Genomic DNA, 22,888 nt, shown 5'->3' with positions numbered 1-22,888 from the left:
ACCGAGCCTCGTCGGCCAAGATCGCAGAGCGATTGCCGCATGGTTTCTGCCTCGTGAAAAGACGGCGAAGCATATGGCCGAGCGCACAGAAAACTGCTGTCGGCGCTCAAGTCCGCTCCAGGCAATCGGTGAGGACTCCACGGCAAACACCACCGCGAGCGGAGCGGAGGGCAGCCCCTGGCTACTCCTCCACGTCGTCCTCGCCGCCCTTGGAGTACCGCGTCGGGTATTCGCGCGCCACCCATTCGGCCTCGGCGGACGAGCCGCTGTGGCCGAGTTCGACGAGCACGCCGGGGGTGCGCAACGCGGAGAGGGAATTGGACGGCATGTTCTCCATCGCGCGGCGCAGCAGCACCAGCGGGCTCATGCCGAGGATGTCGGAGAGCTGTTCGAGCTCGCTGACCGTCAGCGCGCGGCGCACATGCTTGCCCAGCCGCTGATCGACATAGTTGCGCGAGCCGAGCACTCCGAACAAACCGGAGACCGGCTTGCCGAGCCTTCGGAACTCCGCGCGGATCTGATTCGCAACAGCGAGTGCCAGAGGACTTGGTGGAGGCTCGGCTGTTGGGCTCATGGTTAAACCATACATCAATGTTGGGGAGTCTTTGCGGTGTACGCGGCGCATTCTCGCAGCTATGCGCGTGTAGGCTGGCCCTGTTCAATACATTGTTATACGGATGAGGAGACGGCTTTGGCCACGACAGCCCAACCGCGTATCGCGCCAGGCGGATTCTGGAAAATCGGCCCGCTCGCCTGGGTCATCGACCAAGCGGGACGGCGCCGCTTGCGGATCTCCCAGTTCCGCGTCATCTCGACCCTCGGTCGCAACATCCGCCTTTTCCCGTTCTTCATCGGCTACACGGGGTACTTCCAAGGCCTTTCGAGCATCCGGCTCCGGAATGTGGAGCTGGTGATCCTGCGCGTGGCGAATCTGCGCGGCTCGGCCTACGAGCTGAACCACCACATCCGGATGAGCGCACGGGCCGGCGTCACCGACGAGGAGCGCGCGCGAGTCGCCGAGGGCCCCTCGGCTCCAGGCTGGTCCGCGAAGGAGAAAGCATTGCTCACCGCGGTCGACGGCTTCGTGAAGGACAAAGCGATCGGCGACGCGGACTGGGCCGAACTCGCCAAGCACTTCACCGAAGCGCAGATCATCGAGATCCTGATGCTCACCGGGGCCTACGACTCGCTCGCGACGACGATCGACATCGTGGGCATCCAAACCGAGTACCACTAGCGCGCGGCCGCGCCGAAGCGGGATACGCCGCTGGCATACTGCGCGGGCGGGCTGCGGGCGGTAGGCTGGTCAGGTGACAGTTGAGGAGCACACCAAGCCCGCGACCCTGGGGGAACTCCGAGCCTCGGGGCACCGGGAGCGGTCGGTCAAACAAGAGATCGCGGAGAACCTTCTGGCGGCTTTGGCCGAAGGGCGCAGCCCGTGGTCGGGCCTTTTCGGCTTGGAAGACACCGTCCTGCCCCAGCTTGAGCGCGCGCTGCTCGCGCACCACGACTTCGTCCTGCTCGGCGAGCGCGGCCAGGGCAAGACGCGGCTCTTGCGCTCGCTGGCGAACCTGCTCGACGAGTGGACCCCGGTCATCGCGGGCTCCGAGCTGGGCGAGCACCCCTACCGGCCGATCACGCCCGCGTCGATCCGCCGCGCCAAGGAGCACGGCGACCAGCTGCCCGTCGCTTGGAAGCACCGCTCCGAGCGCTACACCGAGAAGCTCGCGACCCCGGACACCTCCGTGGGCGATCTGATCGGCGACATCGACCCGGTGAAAATCGCCGAGGGCCGCAGCCTCGGCGACCCCGACACCATCGCGTACGGCCTGATCCCCCGCGCGCACCGGGGGATCGTCGCGATCAACGAGCTGCCCGACCTCGCCGAACGGATCCAGGTCGCCATGCTCAACGTCATGGAGGAGCGCGACATCCAAGTGCGCGGCCACACGTTGCGCCTGCCGTTGGACGTGCTCATGGTCGCCTCGGCGAACCCGGAGGACTACACGAACCGAGGGCGGATCATCACGCCGCTCAAGGACCGGTTCGGGGCCGAGATCCGCACCCACTACCCGTCCGATCTGGACGCGGAGGTGGCGGTGATCGAGCAGGAGGCCGGCCTCGCCGCGAGCGTGCCCAGGTACTTGGCAGAGATCGTCGCCCGGTTCACCCAGCTCCTGCGCGAGTCTAGCTCCGTCGACCAGCGCTCCGGAGTCTCCGCCCGGTTCTCCATCGCCGCGGCCGAGACCGTGGCCGCCTCCGCGCTGCGCCGGGCGACCCTCACCGGCGAGGAGGAGGCCGTGGCCCGCGTCGTTGACCTCGGGGTCGTCGTCGACGTGCTGCGCGGCAAGATCGAGTTCGAATCCGGCGAAGAGGGCCGCGAGCAGGAAGTCCTCGGCCACCTGCTGCGCAGGGCGACCGCCGACATCGCGCGCAGGGCGCTCGGCGGGGCCGACGTCGGGCCGCTGTTGACCGCCGTGGAGAACGGGCAGACGGTGACCACCGGGGAGCTGATCCCGGCGAAGGACGTCCTCGCCTCCGTGGAGAACCTCGCAGTGACCGACGTGATCGCCCGCCAGCTCGGCGCGTCGAGCACCGGCGAGCGGGCCAGCGCGGTGGAACTCGCCCTCGAAGCGCTCTACCTGGCGCGCAGGCTCGACAAAGTCTCCGACGCGAAGACTTCCGTCTATGGCTAGGCAGCATGAGTAACGCGAGGCTGTATGGGTAATTCGAGGTATGGCCGCTACACCGGAGGGCCCGACCCGCTCGCCCCTCCGGTGGACCTTCGTGAGGCGTTGGCCCAGGTCGGCGACCAGGTCATGGCGGGCTCCTCGCCGCGCCGAGCGCTCTCCGAGCTGATGCGCAGAGGGCTGCGCGGGCGCAAGGGGCTCGACGACCTCGCCGCCGGGGCGCATCGGCGCAGACGCGAGCTGCTCGCCAAGCACAACCTCGGCGGCACGCTCCAAGAGGTCAAAGACCTTTTGGACGAAGCGATCCTGGAGGAGCGCAAGGAGCTGGCGCGGGCGCTGGACGACGCGGCGCGCTTCCAGGAAATGGAGCTGATGGCGCTCGACTCCTCCCCCGCCAAGGCCGTCCAGCAGTTGAAGAGCTACCGCTGGCGCAGCCAAAAGGCGCAACAGGCCTATCAGAAGATCGGCCAGCTGCTCGGCCAGGAGATGCTCGACCAATACTTCGACGGCATGAAGCAGTGGTTGCAGGAGGCGGACGACCCCGAGGTCCGCGACCACGTGCGGCGCATGCTCGCCGACCTCAACGCGCTGCTCGACAAGCACGCGCGGGGCCAGGACGTCTCCGACGACTTCCATTCGTTCATGGCGGAACACGGCAGGCTGTTCCCCGAAAGCCCCCGCAACATCGAAGAACTCATCGACGTCCTCGCGAAACGGGCCGCAGCCGCCCGGCGGCTGCGCAACAGCCTCTCCCCCGAACAGCGCGCCGAGCTCGACGCGCTGGCCCAGCAGGCTTTCGGCACGCCCGAACTCGGGAACGCGCTCGACCAGCTCAACCGGCACCTGGAAAACGCCCGGCCCGGCGAGGATTGGCATGGCGGCGAGGATTTCGACGGCGACACCCCGCTCGGCCTCGGCGACGGAGCCCGTGCGATGGCGGACGTGGCGGAGCTTGAGCAGCTCACCGACGCGCTCTCCCAGGGCTACGACGGGGCCAGGGTGGACGATGTCGACCTCGACGCGCTCGGACGCCAGCTCGGCGAGGACGCGGTGGAGGATCTGCGCCAACTGTCCGAGCTGGAGCGGGCCATGCTCGAGCAGGGCTTCTTAGACCGGGGCGCGGACGGGCAGTGGCGGCTCTCCCCCAAGGCGATGCGCCAGCTCGGCCAGGCCGCGTTCCGCGATCTGGTCGGCGAACTCGGCGCCCGCGCCGGGGCGAGGGAGACCCGGCGGGCCGGGGCCGCCGGGGAGCCCACCGGGCAGTCCCGCCCCTGGCAGTTCGGCGACCTTGAGCCGTGGGACATCTCGAAGACCGTCACCAACGCCGTGCTCCGATCGGTCTCGGAGGGCTCCGCCGCGCCCCCGATCCGGCTGCATGTGGACGACGTCGAAATCCAGGAGACCGAGGCGCGCCAGCAGGCCGCCGTCGCCTTGCTGGTGGACACGTCGTTCTCCATGGTGGTCGAGGACCGCTGGCTGCCGATGAAGCGCACCGCGCTCGCGCTGAACCATCTCGTCTCGACGCGCTTTCGCTCCGACGACCTGCAGATCATCGGTTTCGGGCGCACCGCCCAGGTGCTCACCTCGGCCGAACTCGCCGCGCTCGACGGCGTGTACCAGCAAGGCACGAACCTGCACCACGGGCTGCTGCTCGCGCTCAAGCACTTGCGTCGGCATCCGAACGCGCAGCCGGTGGTGCTCGTCGTGACCGACGGCGAGCCGACCGCGCATCTGGACGAGCGGGACGGGGAGTCGGTCTTCCACTACCCCACCAGTCGAGAGACCCTGCGCCTCACGCTGGACGCGTTCGACCAAGTGGCGAGGCTCGGCGCGCAGAGCACCATCGTCCGCCTCGGCGACGATCCCGGCCTCGCGCACTTCCTCGACCAGGTTGCCCGCCGAGTCGGCGGACGCGTCGTGGCCACCACCACCGACGGGCTGGGAGCCGCCGTCGTCGGCGATTACCTCAAGGCGAAGCGCAAGCGCTGACCAGGCCGCAGCGCAAGACGAACCTCCCGCTCACTGCTGAGTCGGAGCCGAGAAATGCACCGTCACGCGGCCTTTCTCGCTGTCGAACGCCGTCTCCTCCGCCAGCGGGTCCTCTGCGATCACAAGCGATGGCAAGCCTCCTTGGGGAGGCGGGAGCTTCGGCGGGGAAGACTGTCCCGCTCCTCCCGTTCCGATTCCACCGGTCCAACCGTCGGCGAAACGCTTGTAGTCCCCTTCGACGACCTCGGAGCCTTCCTCTGCGCCGCGATCATCGAGACCTCGCCCCCATACGCTCATAGCATCACTGTAACAACAGGGCCTGAGCGCTAAGGACGGCCCGGCCTCACGCCTCGGCGGAGACCGACCGCCCGGCCCGCTCCGACCGGGGCGCGCTGAGGAAACTGTCGATCAGCGCGGTGACCTCCTCGGGGCTCTCCATCATAGGCAGGTGGCCGCGTCCCGGCAGGAACACCTCCCGCTCCGGGCGCAGCGTGCGGTTGAGCTCGCGTCCGGCCTTCGCCGAGAGCACATGGTTTGACTCGCCCCACACCACCATGCACGGCGGAAAGTCCGGGCCCGGCTCGATCCGGTCCACCAGGCCGAGCTGCACGGGGTCGGAGAGGATCTCCATCATCGCGCCAGCCCTGCCCCGCGTGTTCCAGGTGGCCGCGATGGCTTCCGCTCCGGGGGGTTGCTGGACCAGCCCCCGCCACCACCCGCGCGGCGCGTACTGCAGCGCGACCACGAACCTGCCGAACAGCTTCGGAACCCAGAACAAGCGCGACAGCCAGATTATCGGGCGGGGGAATATCGCGAGCACACGCGAGAGCCTGCCGACGGCTCCCCTGCCGAGCGTCTGCGCGCTCGCCGGGTTGATGATGACCATTCTGTCGAATTTCTCCGGCCTCCGATCGGCGAGGAGCAGCATCATCGCGCTCCCCATGCAGTTCCCCACGACGGAGATCCGGTCGAAGCCGAGATGGTCGATGAACGCCGACAGCATCGCCGCGTATTTCTCCACGGAGTAGCTGGAGCTCGGGATGTCCGACTCGCCAAGCCCGATATGGTCGAGCGAGATCACCTCGTGTTTGTCGCGCAACGCCTCGGCTTGTTGGACCCATGACTCTTTCGTGGAGCCCATATTGGAGAAGAAGAGCACCGGAGACCCCGAGCCCTGCCGGGTGTAAGCGAGCCGGTCGCCCTGGAATGTGAAGTACAACGTCGGAACGCTCATACGGGCAAGAATACGGGAGCCGAGTGTCCTAGGACACTCGGCTCCCGTCTTGCTGTTCCTCGCAGTGGCGCGATCAGGCCTCTTGGACGGTCACCCGCTCGATCATGACCGCGTCGACCGGACGGTCGTTGCGGTCCGTCGCGGTGGTCGCGATCGCGTCCACCACCTTCTTGGACGCCTCGTCGACCACCTCGCCGAAGATCGTGTGCCGACGGTTCAGGTGCGGGGTCGCGTCGACGGTGATGAAGAACTGCGAGCCGTTCGTGCCGGGGCCCGCGTTCGCCATGGCCAAAAGGTACGGCTTGTCGAACTTGAGGTCCGGGTGGAACTCGTCCTCGAAGCGGTAGCCGGGGCCGCCCCTGCCGGTGCCGGTGGGGTCGCCGCCCTGGATCATGAAGCCGTCGATCACCCGGTGGAAGACGGAGCCGTCGTAGAACGGGCCCTCCAGCTCGCCGGAGGCGTTCTCTTCGGTGTACTCCTTCTCGCCGGAGGCAAGGCCGACGAAGTTCGCCACCGTCTTCGGGGCGTGGTTGCCGAAGAGCTCGACGACGATGTCGCCGCGGTTGGTGTGCAGAGTCGCGGTCTGGGTTGCAATGCTCATCTCTTCATCCAATCACGCCGGGAATAAGAGCGGCCCGGCAGGGGTGTCCCCTGCCGGGCCGCTGAGCGAAGGAGATCGCCGTCTGGGCGGTCAGGCTGGCCAGCCGTCGAAGTCGAACTCGTCAGGCTCCGGGCCCAGCTTCGGCTCCTCCGGCAAGCCGCTGATCCGCGCCACTTGCTCCGGGGTGAGCTCGAAGTCGAAAACCTCGAAGTTCGCCGCGATGCGCTCGGGCGTCTGCGACTTCGGGATGACGATGTTGCCCAGCTGCAAGTGCCAGCGCAGGATCACCTGGACCGGGGACTTGCCGACGGATTCGGCGATCTGCTTGATCGCAGGGTCGAGCTCCTCGCCGACCCGGATCTTGCCGAGCGGGCTCCACGCCTCGGTCGCGACCCCGAGCTTCTTGTGGACCTCGCGCAGCGCGGCCTGGACGTAATGCGGATGCAGCTCCACCTGGTTGAGGACCGGCGTCTCTCCGGTCTCCTCGACGACCTGGCGCAGCTGCGGCTCCTGGAAGTTGGACACGCCGATGGAGCGGACCTTACCGTCCTCTTTGGCCTTCTGGAACGCGCGGAAGGTGTCGACGAACAAGCCCTTCTTCGCCAGCGGCCAGTGGATCAGGTACAGGTCGACATAGTCCAGGCCGAGGCGTTCGAGGCTCGCGTCCAGCGCCTTGAGGGTGCTGTCGTAGCCCTGGTCCGCGTTCCACAGCTTCGTCGTGACGTACAGCTCCTCGCGCGGCACTCCCGATTTCGCGAGAGCCCTTCCGGTGCCGCGCTCGTTGAGGTACACGGCGGCGGTGTCGATATGCCGGTACCCGACTTCAAGGGCTTTGGCCACGGCGGGCTCGGCCACGTCGTCGGGGACCTGCCACACGCCGAAGCCGAGCTGGGGGATGGTTTTGCCGTCGTTGAGAGTAAGAACTGGAACAGTCACTTAGCCAGCCTAGCGAAATTTCCGAAAGCGCGGCGCGTCCCGCGCAGCCAGATTCCAACGTACGATCAATGTCCGTGTCAACATCGTCCCTGTCCTCGCCCGACCAGCCGAAGCGCCCGCCCGCAGCCCTTGTCGTCGCGCTCCTCGCAGGCGTGTTGGCGGTGCTCGGAGCCGTCGCCGTCCCGTTCTTGCCCGTCAAGGAGCGCACAGCCGCGCTGACCTGGCCGAGCCGAGTGGTCGGCAACACGAACGCGCCGTTGTTGTCGTATTTCCCCGAATCCTTCGACCTGCGCGTCCCGTGCCGCGTCGTGGCGGACAAGGCCGCCGCGCCCGGCGACACGACGATCTTCTCCACCATTCCCGCGAGTTCCTCGCTCGCGACCACGCGGGGGCTCGTCGTCCGCGTGGTCGGCCCGGAAGGGGCGCGCAGCCTCCAAGTCGTCCTGCGGGGCGAGACACTGGTCACCGCCGACGCGGCGAAATTCGCGGACCCCGGCTGCCAAGCGCTCGTCGTGCGCTCCACACGGAGCGAGACCGCCGTCGAAGCGCACGGGGCCCCCGCCGTGTCCGTCCATCGCACGGGGGCCAACCTTCGCCCGCAGATCGTCGGGTTCTACACGGACCTCTCCGGCGCGCGGGACGACCAGGCGCTCGCCGGGCTCCGGGCGAACGCCGTCGTCGACTCCCGCTTCCTCACCGAACCGACCCCGCTCAAGCTCGGCGTGCTCGTCGCCACCTCGGTCCTGCTCCTGATTTCGCTCATCGCGCTCGCGCTCGGCGACCGGCGCGGACCGAGCCGGCGGCCGATCCCATGGCGGCTGCTGCTCACGCCCCGGCCGGCGGACGCGGTGGTCGCCTCGGCGCTGGCGGTCTGGCATGTCATCGGCGCGAACACCCCGGACGACAACTACCTGGCCACCATGGCCAGAGCGTCCAAAGACGGCGGCTACATCGCGAACTACTACCGCTACTTCGGCGCGCCCGACGATCCGGTCGGCTGGTTCTACCAGATCATCAAGCTGATGACGGAGACCGGAGTCTCCAGTCCGTGGCTGCGCCTGCCCACGCTGTTCGTGAACCTCGGCACGTGGATCGTTCTCTCCCGGTTCGTCCTGCCGAGGCTGCTGCGACAGACTTCGAAGGCGGCCGCGTTGATCGGCGGCTGGTCCGCCGCGCTCGTGTTCCTCTGCTTCGTGCTCGCGTACGACAACGGGCTGCGCCCGGAGTCGTGGATCGCGCTCGGCGTCCTCGGCACCTGGGCGCTGGTCGAGCACGGGATCACCGCCCGCAGGCTCCTGCCGATCGGTCTCGCCGGGATCACCGCGTCGGCCACGCTGACCTGCGGCCCCACCGGAGCGATGGTGTACTTCACCGCGATCCTCGCCGCGCGGCCGTTGCTCCGCCTGTTCAAGGAGAAGGCGGCGCGGCTTATGCCCGGCAGCGGTCGCGGCCACGTGGTCTTTGCGTACGCCGCGATCCTCGCTCCCATCGCAGCCGCGTTCTGCTCGGTGAGCCTGATCGGGTTCTGGCGCATCTCCTACGGGGCGTTCCGCGCGGCGACGGCGGCGAAGATCGTGGTCGGCCCCCGGCTGCACTGGTACGAGGAGATCGCCCGCTACCAAGGGCTCATGGGATTCTCCCCGGACGGCGCGTTCTCCCGTCGTTTCCCGATGCTCATCATGCTGCTCGTGCTCGTTGTCGTCGCCGGGATCCTCTGGCGCGCGGCGATCACCGCGCGGCTCGGACGGCACGCCCGGCTGGATCTGCGAGTGGGGCCCACCCGCAGGATCGTCGGCCTCACGTTCGTCGGACTGCTCTGTCTGATGCTCACCCCGACGAAGCCGACGCACCACTTCGGCGCGTTCGCCGGGCTCGGGGCCGCAGTCGTCGCGGCCGGCGCGGCGGCGGTCTTGGCCATCGCCACCGCCCGCACTCGCGCGGTGTACGCGGCGGCGCTGCTCTTCCTGATCGGCCTGACCTACACCGCGCCGAACGACTGGTGGTACCCGGCTGGCTACGGCGCTCCGTTCCGGACCACGGCGATCCGGTTCGGAGTCAGCCTCGGCACCGTCTTCTACTACCTCGGCGGCCTCGCCCTTGCGGTGGCGTTCTTCCTGCATCTCTTCGGCAACGGCGGGCGGCTCGGCCGCGTGCTGCTGGACCGCCGGTTCATCGCCTCGGGCATCCTGATCGGCGCGCTCCTGACCCTCGTCGTCGAGCTCGGGGCCACATCGGTCCAGGCCGCGACGGTCAGCTACAGCACAGGCGCGCGGAGCGTCTCCGCCGTCGCGGGCCGAGGCGAATGCGGCCTCGCGGACGCGGTGCTCGTGGACACGGATCCGCAAAAGTCGATCCTGCGCCCGGTCTCGGACTCCGGCAGCGCGGCGGACGCCCTCCTCGGCGAAGGCGCGCGAGGTTTCGCCATCACGACCCCGCACGATCAAAACACCGAGAGCCTCTTGGCCCAGGCGAACCTGCCCGATGTCGGGCCGACGGTCGATCCGCTCCATCCGGTCCCGCCCGCCGACCCCGCCGACCTGATCGGCTTCGGCCTCGACCCGAAGGCGACGCCGCTGGTCATCAGCGCCACCGGGCAGAGCGCGGGCGCGGCCGGCGCGGTCCCGCCGCTCGCGGAGCTGACCAGCCGCTGGTACCGGCTCCCCGAGAACCCTGCTCTCATAACGCTGGCGGCAGTGGGCTACTTCCCGACGAGCGCGGTGCAGCTCGAATTCTCCCCCGCAAGCGGGGGAGATCTCCACGACGACCCGTCGAAGAACAAGGCGCAAGGCCCTTCGGTCGCCATGATCGCGGCCGACCGCGCGCCGGGTTGGCGCGATCTGCGCCTTGGCGATATCCCGAAGAACGCGAAGGCGGTGCGGGTCAAGGTGCGCCTCGACCTCCCCGGCCCCAGCCAGTGGATCGCGCTCACCCCGCCGAGGGTCCCCAAACTCGCCACCCTGCAGCAGGTCGTCGGACGGACGGACCCTGTCTTCGCCGATTGGGAGGATGGGCTCGGTTTCCCCTGCATGCGGCCCTTCGGCTATCGCAACGGCGTCATCGAGCTGCCCAAGTACCACATCTCCCCGGACCGGGTGACCGACTCGGCGTTCCGCCCGTGGATGGACGCTTTCGGCGGCGGGCCCGGCGGCATCGTCGAGTCCGTGGCGCACGCCGTCACGATGCCCACCTATCTCAAGGGAGCCTTGGGCGTGGACTGGGGCAAGGCACAACGCCTCATCCCCCGCGAGCAAGGCCTGCCCGCCGAGGTGACGACCGAGACGGTCACGCGCTCCGGACTGGCCAACCCCGGCCCGCTCGGGTCCGGTGTCGCGGGCTCTTCCTGGGAGACCGACCCGTCAAAGCTGCACTAGCGCAGCTCAGCCGCGCGGGTTGCTGCCGCCCAGATGGCCGCTGCCGTTGAGATGTCCGTTGCCGTTCGCGGAGACAGCGCCGCCCTGCGACAGATTCGGATTCACAAGGGCGTGGCCGTCGTCGCGCAATTGCGCGATGGGCGAGCCGTGCTCCGCAGCGAAGTCGGCGCGCGCGGCGGGCTCCTCCTGCTGCTCCAGCTCGTACGGCAACGGCTTGCGGAGGAACTTCGGCACCCGCGCCGCCACCCTGCCCAGCGGGGTGGCGGCGGCGTTGAGGTTCTCCGCGACCTGGCGCAGATCGTTGATGGTCCCGTCCAATTGCGCGAGCTCCGGGGCAATCGCGTCTTTGATCACCGCGTGCAGCCCGTCTGCGCTGGCGAGCCGGTCGATCAGACCTCCTTGGGAGAAAAGCCGATCGATCGCCCCGCCAGGACGCAGCGCCTCCCCGAGCGGACGATCCGCGCCGACCAGCCCGACCATGGCCTCCAGCGCGTCGAGCAGGTTGCCGATCTGATCCTGTTTCGTCTGACTGCCTTCGGCTTCGGGGTCGAGCAGGTTGATCACAGCTTTCGCGAGGTCAAGGCCAGCCTGGGCCGCATCGATGCCAAGACGAGCCCCTCGGTGGGCGATGCGCAGGCCCATCTTGAAGATTCCATCGATCATCATGCGCCCATTGTAATCTGCGCCACAGCGGAAGCTACATAGCGTTGCACACGTCCATGAGATCGGCATCGAGCCGTTTGCGGAGATCTTCGGGCAATTGCGCGGCTGGCAGCACGAACACGTCGACCACGGAAAGCCCCAACGTCTCCACCCGAGCCTCCAGCACGCTCACCCCTGCTTCGGCGAACACGGCGGCCAAGCTGGCGAGCAGCCCGACCCGGTCCGCCGCTCGCACCTCGACCGAAGCCTGGTCCTCGGCCGGTCCCGGTAGCCAGAACACCTTCGGCGCGGCAGTCCGCGACGCAGTCGGCACGGCGACCGGCAGGACCGAGCGCACCCGGTTCTCCGCCTCCTTCCGCGACCGGTCGGCAAGCGCCTCCAGCACATCCCAGCCCTCGCCCAACGCGCGGAGCAAATCCTGCCGGATAATCTGCGCCGAAGGCAACGAGCCGAATCGGGGGCTCGCCGCGAACGCCGCGACCGCGAACCCCTCGGTCTCGGCGAGTTCGGCGCGATGACAGCGCAAACCATGCAGCGCGAGCACCGCGGTGATCTTGGCCAGCAGGCCGATGGAGTCGGGGGCGACCATGATGAGCTCCCCCGCCCCGCCATCGGCCTCTCCCGGCTGCCATGCCCATTCGACAAGCACTCGACCGGGCAGCTCGCGGGCTTCTTTGGCTCGGGCGAGCAACGGCTCGGCCCGGTCCGTCAGCCGCGCCGAAGGAGCGGCCTCGGCTTGCTGCTCGCCGTCCTCTCCCGCCAAGAGCCTGCGGCAGCTCGCGACAAGCTCACCGATCAACCGCGCCTTCCACTCGCCCCACACGCCCGGACCGGTCGCCAACGAATCCGCCTCGGAGAGCGCCGCGAGCACTTCGAGCACCACCTCGTCCTTGCCTATCTCGGCCATGACGAGCTCGGCGGTCGCCCGGTCGCGCACATCTCGGCGCATCGCAAGGGTCGGCAAGAGCAAATGCTGGCGCACCACAACCGCCAGCCGGTCCACGTCCACGCCGGGCAGGCCCAAACGCTCGCCGATCTGCCGGGCCAGGCGCTCCCCGATCACGCTGTGGTCCCCGTCCCGCCCCTTGCCCACATCGTGCAGCAGCGCCCCGATCAGCAGCAGATCCGGGCGGGCGACCCGCGTGGTCAGCGAAGAAGCCTGCACAACGGCCTCCACGAGATGCCGGTCGACGGTCCAGACATGGATAGGGTCTTTCGGCGGCAGATCGCGCACCGCATCCCATTCGGGGAACATCCGCTCCCACAGCCCGGTCCGGTCCAACGCCTCGACCACCCGCACGGTCCGACTGCCCGCGCCGAGCACGGTGAGCAAGTTCTGGCGCATCTCCCGCGTCCACCGCTGGCTCACGTCCGAAGCGGCGAGCCGCAAGAGCGTGGCCTGGCTGATCGGCAGCCCCGAAGCCGCCGAGGACGCGGCGACTCGAAGCACCAACCCGAGATCCGGACGCGCCTCTTTGGCCAAGGCCACTTCGCCGCCATGGGCGACCACGCCCTCCCCCAAAGGACGGCGCTGCCGGGCGTCTGGCGCGGACACCGCGTTGTGCGCCACCCGAAGGCCCACCTCGACGCAATACTCGACCGTCCGGCCGATCCCGCTCAGCGCCCTCGCCAGATCGAACCGGTCGCCGACTCCGAGGCCCGCCGCCACCTCGTCCGCGTCTTGGGCGAGCAGCTGGTCGCGCCCCTTGCCGGTGACCCGGCGCAGCTGCGTGCGGATATCGAGCAAGTCCGCGTACGCCCGCGCGAACCCGCCGCCAGGCGATTCGTCGGTGAGCGCGGGCACGCCGTCGGTGAGCTGGGCCAGCGCCAACGCGTCGAGCAGCTCCGCGTCCCTGGTGCCGCCCTTGCCGGATTTCAGATCCGGCTCCGCGCGGTGCGCCACCGAGCCGAACCGTTTCCACCGCTCCCGCGCGCTGCCGAGCAGCTCGGGCAGGCGCTCGCGCGCGCTGCGCCGCCAGCTGCGCAGCACCGGGTCGACGGCGGCGCGGTACAAGTCCTCGTCGCCGGCGACGAGCCTGCGGCGCAGCAGGCCGAGCGCGGCGCGCAGGTCCGACTGCGCCACGGCGAGCATCTCGTCCGTCGTGCGCACCGCGTGGTCGAGATCGATGTTCGCGTCCCAAATCGGGTACCACAGCCCCTCGGCGACGGCCTTGACCTCGTCCGGCGACCGGTCCCGATGCAACAGCACCAGGTCGAGGTCCGAATGCGGCAAGAACTCGCCCCGACCGAGCGCGCCGACAGCGACCAGGGCGAGGCCCGAGCCCGGTCCGACGCCCAAACCCGCCGCCAGATCCGCGAGCCACCCCTCAAGCAATCCTTGCAGCTCGCCTCGGAGCTGGGCGGCAGGGAGCTCGGAGGCGACGAGCGAGCGAACGCTGTCGCGAAGGCCGACCGCCGCGCCATGACTCATACGCTCAGTGTAAGGAGACGGCGCGACAGAGCGCGGAAGGAGCGGCCGACAGGCGCGGCGGCCCGATGTCCAACCTCGCTGGAAAGAGCGAGGAACAGGCAGAGAACGCCGTGCGGGCCCGCTACAGCGCGTCGGTGCCGCGCTCGCCCGTCCGAACGCGGACCACCGACTCCACCGGCGTGATCCACACCTTGCCGTCGCCGATCTTGCCGGTGCGGGCGGCGTCCACGATCACCTGCGCGACCTGGTCCGCCGCGGAGTCGTCCACGATCACCTCGACGCGGACCTTCGGCACGAAATCCACGGAGTACTCCGCGCCTCGGTAGACCTCTGTGTGACCTTTCTGCCGCCCGTAGCCTTGCACTTCGCTCACGGTCATGCCGACGACGCCGGACTGCTCCAGCGCGGTCTTCACGTCTTCGAGCGTGAAGGGCTTGACGATCGCGGTCACCAATTTCATCTCATTCACTCCTTAATCCGGCCTCAGCGAACGCCCGCCGTTCTGCTGAGCCTGAGCCGACGGCACTGAAATCGTACGCGGACTCCGCGTGCTCGCTCTCATCGAGTCCTCGTGCCTCGCCCTCTGGGTCGGCGCGCAGGCCGATGGTGTGTTTGATCGCCAGTGCGATGACCGCGGTCACCGCTGCCGAGTACAGGAGCACCGCGCCCGCGCCGACGGCCTGGCGCCAAAGCTGGTCGAAGCCCCCGCCGTAGAAGAGCCCCTTGATCCCCGCAGGCGCTTCCGGAGCGGCGAACAGGCCCACCAAGAGGGTTCCGGTGATGCCGCCGACCATGTGCACGCCGACCACGTCGAGGGCGTCGTCGTAGCCGAGCCGGTACTTCAGGCCGATGGCTACCGCGCAGACCGCGCCGCCCGCCGCGCCGATGGCGAGCGCGCCGAGCACGTTCACCGACGAGCAGGACGGGGTGATCGCCACCAAGCCCGCGACAATGCCAGAAGCCGCGCCGAGCGAAGTGGCGTGGCCGTCGCGGAGCTTCTCCACCAGCAGCCAGGAGAGCATCGCGGCGGCGGTGGCGACGGTCGTCGTGACGAACACCGTGCTGGCGGTCGCTCCGGCGGTGAGCGCCGATCCCGCGTTGAATCCGTACCAGCCGAACCAGAGCAAGCCCGCGCCAAGCATGACGAACGGCAGATTGTGCGGGCGCATGGAGGTCTTCGGCCAGCCCTTGCGCTTGCCGAGGATGATCGCGAGCACCAGGCCCGCCACGCCCGAGTTGATGTGGACGGCGGTGCCGCCCGCGAAGTCGATGGCCAGCAGCTGGTTCGCGATCCAGCCGCCGTGGTGGACGATGTTCCCCTTGTCGTCCTTCCCGTTGAAGTCGAAGACCCAGTGGGCGACCGGGAAGTACACCAGTGTGGCCCACAGCGCCGAGAAAAGCAGCCACGGGCCGAACCGCAGCCGGTCGGCGACCGCCCCCGCGACGAGGGCCACGGTGATGATCGCGAACATGAGCTGGAAGGCCACGAACGCCATCTGCGGCGTCGTGCCGGACATCGGGACCGCCGCGCCGTCCGCGTCCTTCCCGATCAGCCCTTTCAGGCCGAAATACTGGGGGATCCTGCCGAAGAAATGCCACGTGTCGTCCCCGAACGCCTCCGAGTAGCCGTACAACGCCCACAGAATCGTGACCACGCCGAGCGCGCTCATGGTCATCATGAGCATGTTCAGCACGTTCTTCGACCGGACCATGCCGCCGTAGAAGAACGCCACGCCTGGGGTCATGAGCATGACCAGGGCGGCGCTGACGAGCAGCCACGCGGTGTCGCCTGCACTGAAACTCGGGGGCACTACGCATTACCTCCATCGGGGTCGGGCTCGCGCGGGGCGAGTTCGGTCGGCTTCGACCTCCGAGCAGAGTGCAGAACGCATATTGCGGTCACGCCATGATCATGTTACAGAGGCGTTAACGCGAGGAACTACCCCAGCAAAGCGTCGACGAAGGCGTTCGGCTCGAACGGCGCGAGGTCGTCTTTCCCCTCGCCGAGGCCGACCAGTTTGACCGGCACGCCAAGCTCCTTTTGCACGGCGAAGACGATGCCGCCCTTGGCGGTGCCGTCGAGCTTGGTGAGCGCCACGCCGGTCACGTCCACGACCTCGGAGAAGACCTTCGCCTGCAGAAGCCCGTTCTGGCCGATGGTGGCGTCGAGGACGAGGATCACCTCGTCCACCCCCGCCTTGCGCTCGACAACGCGCTTGATCTTGCCGAGTTCGTCCATCAGGCCGGTTTTGGTGTGCAAACGGCCCGCCGTGTCGATGAGGACCACGTCCGCGCCGGCCTCGACCCCCCGGCTCACAGCCTCGAAGGCGACCGAAGCCGGGTCTGCGCCCTCGGCCCCCGCGACCACTTCGGCCCCGACCCGCTGGCCCCAGGTCTTGAGCTGCTCCACGGCCGCCGCGCGGAACGTGTCCGCTGCTCCGAGCAGGACGCGGCGCCCGTCCGCGACCAGCACACGGGCGAGCTTGCCGGTGGTCGTGGTCTTCCCGGTGCCGTTCACTCCGACCACGAGGACCACCGACGGCCGGTCGGCGTGCGGCAACGCTCGGACCGAGCGGTCGAACTCCGGCTTGAGCTCGGCGACCAGCACGTCTTTGAGCACTGCCCGCGCTTCGGCCTCGGAACGCACTTCCGAGCGGGCGAGGGCTTCGCGCAGCTTCTCGATGACCCCTTCGGTGGTGCTGGCCCCGAGGTCGGCGGTGAGCAGCGTCGCCTCGACATCTTCCCACGACTCCTCGTCCAGGTCGCCGCCGCCGAGCAGGCCGACGAGGGCGCGACCGACGCTGTTCTGCGACCGCGCGAGCCTGCCGCGCAAATTGCCCCACCGCTCCCCCGAGGGCACGATCTCCTCCGCCGGGGGCTCCTCAGGCGCAGCTTCCGCCTTGGGCTCCGCAAGAACAGGTTCGGGTTCCGGCTCCGGCTCGGCGACATGCTCGGGCTCTGGCTCGACCTCAGGCTCAGCGGCCTCTGGCTCTGGCTCCGCTGTCGGCTCGGGCAGCTTGACGTCGCGCAGCGTGGGCTTGGGCGAGTCCACCGGAGTCGAGGCGTCGTCCCCCACCCCGGGCAGGCCCGTCGGGGCCCAGGCCTCGGTCTCTGGCTCCGCTCCCCCCCTCGTGTCCCTCTCTTCCGGCGCACCGCGGCCCGGCGCGCCTTGGATCTCATCGCCCTGGTCCCCCGGCCTCGTCGCCTCGACCTTCGCCGGTTCTTTGGGAGCTTCCGGAATCCTCGCGGGGGGCGGCTCCAGCGTCGTCGCGCCGGAGCCCCCTTCGCTGAAGCTGAAACCGCCCTTGGCCTGGTACGTCGAAGCCTCCGGCTTCGAATCGGCCTTCGGGGCGAGGCTGATCTTCCGTTTGCGCGAGACGAGCAGAGCGCCGCCCGCCGCCGCCAAAATCAGAAGGACCGCGACAACGGCGACGACGATCCAGCTCTCTGTGCTCACTTCACTCCCTCACAATTCGCCCGAGCCTGCCGCAAGCTGTCGGCTCCGACTGCCACGCCGACCCGGCTTATCTGTTCCTGGGCCGTTCTTTGACCTTCTGCCCCGCGCAGCCGGCCATGCCCTGCTGGGAGGCCGCGTCGATCTGCTGGAGACCGACTGAGATCCTACAGCTGAACTTCGCCGTCGGATCGATGTTCGCCGGGTCGGACATGACCATGACCATGGCGTAGTCGGCCCCGAGGCTCAAAAACACGTCCTTGCGCCACGGCGAGCCCACCGTCTCGCTCTCGGCTTTCTCATGCGTCCGGTTGAGGTCGTCCGCGTCAGTCGCCACCACGTACATCACCTTGAAGGGCTTGCTGCCGGACGAGGTGACCTCGTAGGTCACCCCCGCCCCGTCCGCGAAGGCCGGGCTGGGGGCGAAGAGCCCCACAGCCGCGACGAGCGCGGCGACGAGGAGCGCCGCGGCGCTCCTCGTCGGGGCAAGGGCCGAACGACAGACGGTCACGACGAGGAACCCGCCTTCTTCACCTGGTCCCGGAGCTTGAGCCCGGCGCAGCCGATGACGCCCTGCTGGTCCTTTTTCTCGTCCACGGTCTTCCCGTCCGCGACGATCTTGCAGGAATATCTCGTCGCTGTGTCGAAGTTGGTCAGATCCGGGGTCACGACGACCATGGCGTAGTCGGTCCCCTTGCTCAGGACGACCTCTTTCTTCCACGACGAGGCCGCCGTGGCCGTCGCCATCGTCTTCTCGAGGTCCGCCGCGCTGTCCGAGTCGGTCTTCTCGATGTAGGTGACCCGGAACGGCTTGGCGGTGGTCGAGCTGATCTCGTATGTCACCTTCACTCCGTTCGCTTCGCTCGCGGAGCCATTCCCCGAATCGTCTTTCCCGCAGCCGGCCGCGCCGCCCGAGGCGAACGCGGCGACAGCGACGGCGCAGAACATTTTTCGGGAGAATCTTCTGGGCATCATGAGTCTGTTCCTTTCGCAGAGCGCCGTTCGGCGGCCTCTGCCACTGTACCGGCTCAAGCTAAGCTCACAGCATGCACTCTCCGCTCGGCGAACGGGCCACTGTGGCTGTTTTGCTGGTGCTGACGTTCACCGCCGGGCTGATCGACGCGGTCGGTTTCCTGCGGCTCGGCCACGTCTTCGTCGCGAATATGACCGGCAACGTCGTGTTCCTCGGCGTGAGCGTCGCGGACGGCTCCGGCCGGAACGCGCTGGGCAGTTTCGTCTCGCTCGTCGCCTACATGTGCGGAGCGGCCGCGGGCGGCAGGCTGTGGCGTTCGCTGCGCCACAGGCCGCGAGACTGGCACACGGCGGTCTGGGGCCTGCACGCGCTCCTCTTGCTCACCGCCGCGCTCCTCGCTTTGACCACCCGGTTCCGCGAGGATTTGGCGTTGACCTCCGTTTTCATCGCTCTCCTCGCCGTCGGATTCGGCCTGCAGAACGCGACTGTGCGCATCATAGGCATGGCCGATTTGACCACGACGGTGCTCACCACCACGATCACCCAACTCGCCTCGGAAAGCCGGTTCGGAGCCGGCGCTCGGCCGAAGCCATGGCGCAGAATCGCCTCGATCAGCATGATCATGGCGGGAGCCGGCGTTGGAGCCCTGCTCCTGCGGGTCTTTCCCGCAGGAGCGGCGACCGCGGGAGTCACCGCCGTCGCGGCGGCCTCCGTGACCTGCGTGACGCTGGCGCACGCTTTCGCGCCGAGGAAAGCCGAGGAGCCCGAGACGGCCCGGGGCTAAGACAGGAACAGCGCGGGGGCCGAGACCGGTCGTCTCGGCCCCCGCGCCGTCACAGTTCGGACCTCAGTGGGTCGGGCCAGCCGTGCCCAGCGTCCGGGGCGGCGGCGTCGAGGTCACAAAGGACGTGGTGACCGTGGTCTGCGGCGTGCTGGACGAGGTCTTCGAGCTGCTGGTCGGGCGGTCCTTGCACTCGCCGTTGTCCTTGGCCTCTTTGCGCTCGTCCTTCGCCAGGTCGTCGCAGAACGGCAGGTCGTCCGAAGGCTCGGCCTCCTCGCCCGCCTGCTCGTCCGCAGGAGCGGCGTCGTCGTCCGTGTCGGCAGGACCAGCGTCGTCACCGTCCTCGTCCGCGGCCGCGGCAGCAGTGGCCTGCGGGGCGAAAGTCGACGGCGCGAACCCGGACACCGCGAAACCAGCGGCGACCGGCAGACCCAGCGCGGCCAGCGCGGCGATCAAGGCGCGACGAGACGGAATAGCGGAAATACCCATAGGGCGAACTCCATTTCGATGTCGTGTGATCAATCCCTGCGCGGGAGACCCCCTCGCGAGACAAACGGATCATAACCCCCCACCACCAGCAGGCCCAACCAAACCTGAGAATTCCCAGCAGCCTCGCAGAAAACCCGAGCCACACCGCTCTCCCTAGCGGGAGGCCCGCTCGACGGCGAGGAGGAAGCGCCGCACGAAAAACCGCTGCACGACGCGCAGGACGGGCAGCGCGAGCAGCCATGGCCCCGACGGCAACGAGATGGAGCTGACCTCGACGCGGACCTCGTCCGTCTGCGGGTCCCAAGAGACGAGGAACCGCTCCTCCCCGCGCTCTGGATGCCCCGGCAAAGTGCCGTACGCGAAGCCCTTGCGGCGCGGCTCGTCCACGACGTACACCACCCGGCAGGGCGCGGAGACCGGGCCGACGCGCTGGTCCACCACCTCGCCCTCGGCGACAAAGGACGCAGAGGCCCGGACGGTGATCCCGGCGCCCCGTTGCGCCTGCCAGGTGAGCACGGCGGCCGCCGCCCGATGGAAACGCGCCTCGCCAGTTCCGATCGCCTTCGAGGCCGCGAGCGGCAGGAAGAACCTCTGCCGGTCCGTCTCGCCCCTGGTCGCCCCCTGGGCCGAATACGTGAACGGGGCCGCGCGCAGCACCCGCGCCCTGTCCTCCGGCAACGGGACGTACCGACCACTGAGCGCGCTGGCCCTGAACGACATGGGCCGAGCTTACTCGCGCGCCTCACAGCTCGGCGTCAGGGGACGGCGCTACAGTGCTCGCATGTTCCGGCGCAACCTCAACCGCACTCGGCCGAACCGCTCCTCCGCGAAAACCGTCCTGCCCGCTTTCCTCCTGCTCGCGGCGTTCGCGGTCGTGCCCGCCCTCGCCGGTTGCGAGCACGGCGGCTCGATCAACGGCCCCTCGCACGGCAAAGAGAGCCAGTCGGGCAAACGCGCCGCCCCCGAGGCGTACGCGGAGGCCGACTCCGGCCCTGGGTATATGGACTCGGGCATACCTGGTGTGCCCCTGACCCCGAGGGGAGCAAGCCCCAACTGGGCTCCGAGCGCTCCTTCCTCCCCCTCCATGGCCACAACGCAGACCCTCCGGGTGGAGACCGGCGACCTGAAGAAGGCCAAGGAGGACGCGCTGCGGATCGGAGCCGAGTCGGGAGCCTCCGTGCAGCAGCAGAACGAAGGGGACAACGTCCGGGAGGTCGATCCGACCAAGACCGCCGAAAAGGCGAAGGACTACAGCGGCTACGTCGCCTTGGGGCTGCAGATCCCGGTCGACACGTTCGACCAGGCCGTCTCGCGGCTCCGGGCGCTCGGCGAGGTCACGTACGCCAACTCGCAGTCCACGAACACCAGCCAGCAGAGCACCGACCTCGCGGCGGAGTTTGCGGACGTCCAAGCCACGATCGGACGGTTGGAGCAGCTGCGCGCGCAGACGAACGACCCCGATGTCCTCGTCAAGGTCCAGAACCAGCTCACCGCCCAGCATTCGCGCCTCTTGGAGCTGCAACGCCAGCAGCAGGGGCTGGACAAACGGACGCAGACCGTCTCGCTCACCCTCACCTTGCTCGGGAAAAAACCCGCAGAGCCGCAGCGCGGCTGGGTGAGCGCGGGACTGCATTCCGGCTGGTCCGACCTCGTCGCCACCGTGCGATGGGTGGTGACCTCGATTTCCTGGCTCGCGGTGTGGGCCGCCCCGGTCGTCGCGGCGCTCATTGCCGCCCGCTTGAGCTGGCGGCTGCTGCGCGGGCGGCGCGCCTAAGCGCTCAGCGCTCCGGGAGCGTCCCCGAGGCGATGGCCTCGGCGAGGCGCAGCGCCGCGTGGTCGCGCTCGGAGCGCAAGAACTCGATCGCGTGGCCGTGCGCGTCCTTGCTCGGCCAGGCGATGGCGAGCGCCGGGTCGAGCGCGTCGACCGAGCGCTCCAGCCGGGGGTCGTACTCGCTGGAGCAGAGGTAGAGCAAGACCGTGTCCTCCGTCAACGCGAGGACGGCGTGCCCGAGCCCCGCCGAGAGGAACACCGCGTTGCGCCGCTCGCCGCTGAGCAGCACCGCCTCCCATTTCCCGAAGGTGGGCGAGTCGGAGCGCAGGTCCACCACCACGTCGAAGACGCTGCCCGAAGCGACAGTCACGTATTTCTCCTGGCCCCCGGCCAGAGTTCCGTCCGGACCAAGGGCCAGATGCACCCCGCGCAGTACGCCGGCCTTGGAGACTGAGCAGTTGACCTGCGCCGTCGTGAAGTCCCGGCCGGTCGCCTCGCGCGTGGCCCCCGCCCGGAAGAGCTCCGCGTTCACGCCCCGGTCGTCCGAGTGCAGCTCGGGCGTGATCTCCCAAGCCCCTGCGATGGGCAATTCCCGCCACTGCGTCATAACTGTCCTGTCTCCTTCGCCCTCGGGTGGGCGAGCAGCGTCGCCAGATACGCGCCGTACCCGGAGTTCGCGTGCGCTCGCGCCGCGCGGTCGAGTTGTTCGTCGTCGATGAGCCCGCGCCGCCAGGCGACCTCTTCCGGGCAGCCGATGCGCAGCCCCTGGCGCTCCTCGATCACCCGCACGTAGTTCCCCGCCTCGAGGAGGGAGTCGAACGTGCCCGCGTCGAGCCACGCGGACCCCTTCGGCAAGACGCGGACCGAGAGCCGCCCTGCCGCGAGGTACGCGAGGTTGACATCGGTGATCTCGTACTCCCCCCGCGCCGAGGGCCGCAGCTCCTGCGCGATGGAGACCACGTCGTTGTCGTAGAAGTAGAGCCCGGTGACGGCGTGCTTCGACTTCGGCCTCGCGGGTTTCTCCACAAGGCCCACCGCGTTGCCGTCCTCGTCCCACTCCACAACGCCGTACCGGCCGGGGTCGGACACCTCGTACGCGAAAACGACGCCGCCGCGCAGCGGGGCTGAGGCCGGGCCTTCCAGCTCGGGCTCAAGACCGGCTCCGGCGAGGATGTTGTCGCCGAGGATGAGCGCCACGTCGCCACCGCCGATATGCTTTTTCGCGATGACGAACGCCTGGGCGATGCCCTTCGGCTCGGCCTGCTCGGCGTAGCTCAAGCGCACGCCGAATTGCTCGCCCGAGCCGAGGAGCCGCGCGAAGGCGGGAGCGTCCTGCGGCGTGGTGATGATCAGGATGTCGGTGATCCCCGCGCTGATCAGCGTGGTCAGCGGGTAATAAATAAGCGGCTTGTCGTACACCGGGAGGAGCTGCTTGCTCACGCCCAAAGTGATCGGGTGCAGCCGGGAGCCTGCGCCACCGGCGAGGATGACGCCTCGCATACGGT

At 68.9% G+C, this 22,888-nt stretch carries 22 protein-coding genes; 6 read left to right on the top strand and 16 right to left on the bottom strand.

Features of this window, described 5'->3' with window-relative positions; genetic code table 11:
• Positions 1–181 precede the first annotated feature (181 nt).
• The gene (locus HMPREF9336_RS11245) at positions 182–574 is read right to left on the bottom strand and encodes a hypothetical protein (protein WP_021030535.1); all 393 of its coding nucleotides are present in this window, start codon (positions 572–574) and stop codon (positions 182–184) included.
• Positions 575–691: 117 nt separating this feature from the next.
• Here HMPREF9336_RS11245 and HMPREF9336_RS11240 point away from each other — a divergent pair, with 117 nt between their 5' ends.
• The 3 genes from HMPREF9336_RS11240 (at position 692) to HMPREF9336_RS11230 (ending at position 4,679) form a co-directional block, all read left to right on the top strand.
• Entirely contained in the window at positions 692–1,237 is a 546-nt protein-coding gene (locus HMPREF9336_RS11240; RefSeq protein WP_007467078.1) for a carboxymuconolactone decarboxylase family protein, read from the top strand.
• Between the two features lie 73 nt (positions 1,238–1,310).
• On the top strand, positions 1,311–2,696 hold the full coding sequence (locus HMPREF9336_RS11235; RefSeq protein WP_007467076.1) for a sigma 54-interacting transcriptional regulator: 1,386 nt from the start codon (positions 1,311–1,313) through the stop codon (positions 2,694–2,696).
• A 24-nt stretch (positions 2,697–2,720) separates the two neighbouring features.
• Positions 2,721–4,679, top strand: a complete 1,959-nt coding sequence (locus HMPREF9336_RS11230) for a vWA domain-containing protein (protein ID WP_007467074.1) — start codon at positions 2,721–2,723, stop codon at positions 4,677–4,679.
• Between the two features lie 30 nt (positions 4,680–4,709).
• Here HMPREF9336_RS11230 and HMPREF9336_RS18480 read toward each other — a convergent pair whose 3' ends face one another.
• The 4 genes from HMPREF9336_RS18480 to HMPREF9336_RS11215 all read right to left on the bottom strand — a co-directional run bounded on the left by HMPREF9336_RS18480 (position 4,710) and on the right by HMPREF9336_RS11215 (position 7,450).
• Entirely contained in the window at positions 4,710–4,976 is a 267-nt protein-coding gene (locus HMPREF9336_RS18480; RefSeq protein WP_007467072.1) for a hypothetical protein, read from the bottom strand.
• A gap of 46 nt (positions 4,977–5,022) precedes the next feature.
• A complete protein-coding gene (locus tag HMPREF9336_RS11225; RefSeq protein ID WP_007467071.1) occupies positions 5,023–5,913 on the bottom strand; it encodes an alpha/beta fold hydrolase in 891 nt (296 codons plus the stop codon).
• 73 nt (positions 5,914–5,986) lie between these two features.
• Positions 5,987–6,514: a peptidylprolyl isomerase gene (locus HMPREF9336_RS11220; protein WP_007467070.1), complete on the bottom strand. Its 528-nt coding sequence runs from the start codon at positions 6,512–6,514 to the stop codon at positions 5,987–5,989.
• Between the two features lie 90 nt (positions 6,515–6,604).
• The gene (locus tag HMPREF9336_RS11215) at positions 6,605–7,450 is read right to left on the bottom strand and encodes an aldo/keto reductase (protein WP_007467069.1); all 846 of its coding nucleotides are present in this window, start codon (positions 7,448–7,450) and stop codon (positions 6,605–6,607) included.
• 74 nt (positions 7,451–7,524) lie between these two features.
• Here HMPREF9336_RS11215 and HMPREF9336_RS11210 point away from each other — a divergent pair, with 74 nt between their 5' ends.
• Positions 7,525–10,821 carry an arabinosyltransferase domain-containing protein gene (locus HMPREF9336_RS11210; RefSeq protein ID WP_040585818.1) on the top strand — a complete coding sequence of 1,099 codons (3,297 nt, stop codon included), beginning with the start codon at positions 7,525–7,527 and terminating at the stop codon, positions 10,819–10,821.
• 6 nt (positions 10,822–10,827) lie between these two features.
• Here HMPREF9336_RS11210 and HMPREF9336_RS11205 read toward each other — a convergent pair whose 3' ends face one another.
• The 7 genes from HMPREF9336_RS11205 to HMPREF9336_RS11175 form a co-directional block, all read right to left on the bottom strand.
• Positions 10,828–11,487: a hypothetical protein gene (locus tag HMPREF9336_RS11205; protein WP_021030533.1), complete on the bottom strand. Its 660-nt coding sequence runs from the start codon at positions 11,485–11,487 to the stop codon at positions 10,828–10,830.
• Between the two features lie 31 nt (positions 11,488–11,518).
• A complete protein-coding gene (locus tag HMPREF9336_RS11200) occupies positions 11,519–13,915 on the bottom strand; it encodes a [protein-PII] uridylyltransferase (protein ID WP_021030532.1) in 2,397 nt (798 codons plus the stop codon).
• A 121-nt stretch (positions 13,916–14,036) separates the two neighbouring features.
• Positions 14,037–14,375: a P-II family nitrogen regulator gene (locus HMPREF9336_RS11195; protein WP_007467060.1), complete on the bottom strand. Its 339-nt coding sequence runs from the start codon at positions 14,373–14,375 to the stop codon at positions 14,037–14,039.
• Between the two features lies 1 nt (position 14,376).
• Complete coding sequence (locus HMPREF9336_RS11190) at positions 14,377–15,726, bottom strand: ammonium transporter (protein WP_007467058.1); 1,350 nt, start codon at positions 15,724–15,726, stop codon at positions 14,377–14,379.
• A 128-nt stretch (positions 15,727–15,854) separates the two neighbouring features.
• Entirely contained in the window at positions 15,855–17,372 is a 1,518-nt protein-coding gene (ftsY, locus tag HMPREF9336_RS11185) for a signal recognition particle-docking protein FtsY (RefSeq protein ID WP_007467056.1), read from the bottom strand.
• Positions 17,373–17,439: 67 nt separating this feature from the next.
• A complete protein-coding gene (locus HMPREF9336_RS11180) occupies positions 17,440–17,880 on the bottom strand; it encodes a hypothetical protein (RefSeq protein ID WP_007467053.1) in 441 nt (146 codons plus the stop codon).
• Positions 17,877–18,344 (bottom strand): hypothetical protein, encoded by a 468-nt coding sequence (locus tag HMPREF9336_RS11175; RefSeq protein WP_007467051.1) that lies wholly within the window; start codon positions 18,342–18,344, stop codon positions 17,877–17,879. Before HMPREF9336_RS11175 ends, HMPREF9336_RS11180 begins: the two co-directional genes overlap by 4 nt.
• 71 nt (positions 18,345–18,415) lie before the next feature.
• Between HMPREF9336_RS11175 and HMPREF9336_RS11170 the strand changes: the two genes are divergently transcribed.
• Complete coding sequence (locus HMPREF9336_RS11170) at positions 18,416–19,126, top strand: YoaK family protein (protein ID WP_007467049.1); 711 nt, start codon at positions 18,416–18,418, stop codon at positions 19,124–19,126.
• A 63-nt stretch (positions 19,127–19,189) separates the two neighbouring features.
• Here HMPREF9336_RS11170 and HMPREF9336_RS11165 read toward each other — a convergent pair whose 3' ends face one another.
• Complete coding sequence (locus tag HMPREF9336_RS11165) at positions 19,190–19,612, bottom strand: hypothetical protein (protein ID WP_007467047.1); 423 nt, start codon at positions 19,610–19,612, stop codon at positions 19,190–19,192.
• A 153-nt stretch (positions 19,613–19,765) separates the two neighbouring features.
• Positions 19,766–20,332 (bottom strand): DUF1990 family protein, encoded by a 567-nt coding sequence (locus HMPREF9336_RS11160; protein ID WP_021030531.1) that lies wholly within the window; start codon positions 20,330–20,332, stop codon positions 19,766–19,768.
• Positions 20,333–20,393: 61 nt separating this feature from the next.
• Here HMPREF9336_RS11160 and HMPREF9336_RS11155 point away from each other — a divergent pair, with 61 nt between their 5' ends.
• Complete coding sequence (locus HMPREF9336_RS11155) at positions 20,394–21,386, top strand: DUF4349 domain-containing protein (RefSeq protein WP_007467043.1); 993 nt, start codon at positions 20,394–20,396, stop codon at positions 21,384–21,386.
• A 4-nt stretch (positions 21,387–21,390) separates the two neighbouring features.
• Here the strand turns inward: HMPREF9336_RS11155 and HMPREF9336_RS11150 are convergent, their stop codons facing one another.
• Both HMPREF9336_RS11150 and rfbA read right to left on the bottom strand, forming a co-directional pair.
• Positions 21,391–21,990, bottom strand: coding sequence for a dTDP-4-dehydrorhamnose 3,5-epimerase family protein (locus tag HMPREF9336_RS11150; protein WP_007467042.1), 600 nt, complete (start codon positions 21,988–21,990; stop codon positions 21,391–21,393).
• Positions 21,987–22,883, bottom strand: a complete 897-nt coding sequence (gene rfbA / locus HMPREF9336_RS11145) for a glucose-1-phosphate thymidylyltransferase RfbA (protein ID WP_007467040.1) — start codon at positions 22,881–22,883, stop codon at positions 21,987–21,989. The genes HMPREF9336_RS11150 and rfbA overlap by 4 nt, the downstream gene beginning before the upstream one ends.
• Positions 22,884–22,888 lie beyond the last annotated feature (5 nt).

Source organism: Segniliparus rugosus ATCC BAA-974 (genome assembly GCF_000185725.2).
Classification (GTDB): Bacteria; Actinomycetota; Actinomycetes; order Mycobacteriales; family Mycobacteriaceae; genus Segniliparus; species Segniliparus rugosus.
The sequence above is the reverse complement of the archived record's forward strand: the minus strand, read 5'-3'. Positions and strand labels throughout refer to the sequence as shown.

Bases quoted from the DNA above. Each gene is read 5' to 3' on its own strand.
- HMPREF9336_RS11245 (WP_021030535.1), bottom strand. From the start codon at position 574: ATGAGCCCAACAGCCGAGCCTCCACCAAGTCCTCTGGCACTCGCTGTT.
- HMPREF9336_RS11230 (WP_007467074.1), top strand. From the start codon at position 2,721: ATGGGTAATTCGAGGTATGGCCGCTACACCGGAGGGCCCGACCCGCTC.
- HMPREF9336_RS18480 (WP_007467072.1), bottom strand. From the start codon at position 4,976: ATGAGCGTATGGGGGCGAGGTCTCGATGATCGCGGCGCAGAGGAAGGC.
- HMPREF9336_RS11225 (WP_007467071.1), bottom strand. From the start codon at position 5,913: ATGAGCGTTCCGACGTTGTACTTCACATTCCAGGGCGACCGGCTCGCT.
- HMPREF9336_RS11220 (WP_007467070.1), bottom strand. From the start codon at position 6,514: ATGAGCATTGCAACCCAGACCGCGACTCTGCACACCAACCGCGGCGAC.
- HMPREF9336_RS11205 (WP_021030533.1), bottom strand. From the start codon at position 11,487: ATGATGATCGATGGAATCTTCAAGATGGGCCTGCGCATCGCCCACCGA.
- HMPREF9336_RS11200 (WP_021030532.1), bottom strand. From the start codon at position 13,915: ATGAGTCATGGCGCGGCGGTCGGCCTTCGCGACAGCGTTCGCTCGCTC.
- HMPREF9336_RS11195 (WP_007467060.1), bottom strand. From the start codon at position 14,375: ATGAAATTGGTGACCGCGATCGTCAAGCCCTTCACGCTCGAAGACGTG.
- HMPREF9336_RS11175 (WP_007467051.1), bottom strand. From the start codon at position 18,344: ATGATGCCCAGAAGATTCTCCCGAAAAATGTTCTGCGCCGTCGCTGTC.
- HMPREF9336_RS11170 (WP_007467049.1), top strand. From the start codon at position 18,416: ATGCACTCTCCGCTCGGCGAACGGGCCACTGTGGCTGTTTTGCTGGTG.
- HMPREF9336_RS11165 (WP_007467047.1), bottom strand. From the start codon at position 19,612: ATGGGTATTTCCGCTATTCCGTCTCGTCGCGCCTTGATCGCCGCGCTG.
- HMPREF9336_RS11160 (WP_021030531.1), bottom strand. From the start codon at position 20,332: ATGTCGTTCAGGGCCAGCGCGCTCAGTGGTCGGTACGTCCCGTTGCCG.
- HMPREF9336_RS11155 (WP_007467043.1), top strand. From the start codon at position 20,394: ATGTTCCGGCGCAACCTCAACCGCACTCGGCCGAACCGCTCCTCCGCG.
- HMPREF9336_RS11150 (WP_007467042.1), bottom strand. From the start codon at position 21,990: ATGACGCAGTGGCGGGAATTGCCCATCGCAGGGGCTTGGGAGATCACG.
- rfbA (WP_007467040.1), bottom strand. From the start codon at position 22,883: ATGCGAGGCGTCATCCTCGCCGGTGGCGCAGGCTCCCGGCTGCACCCG.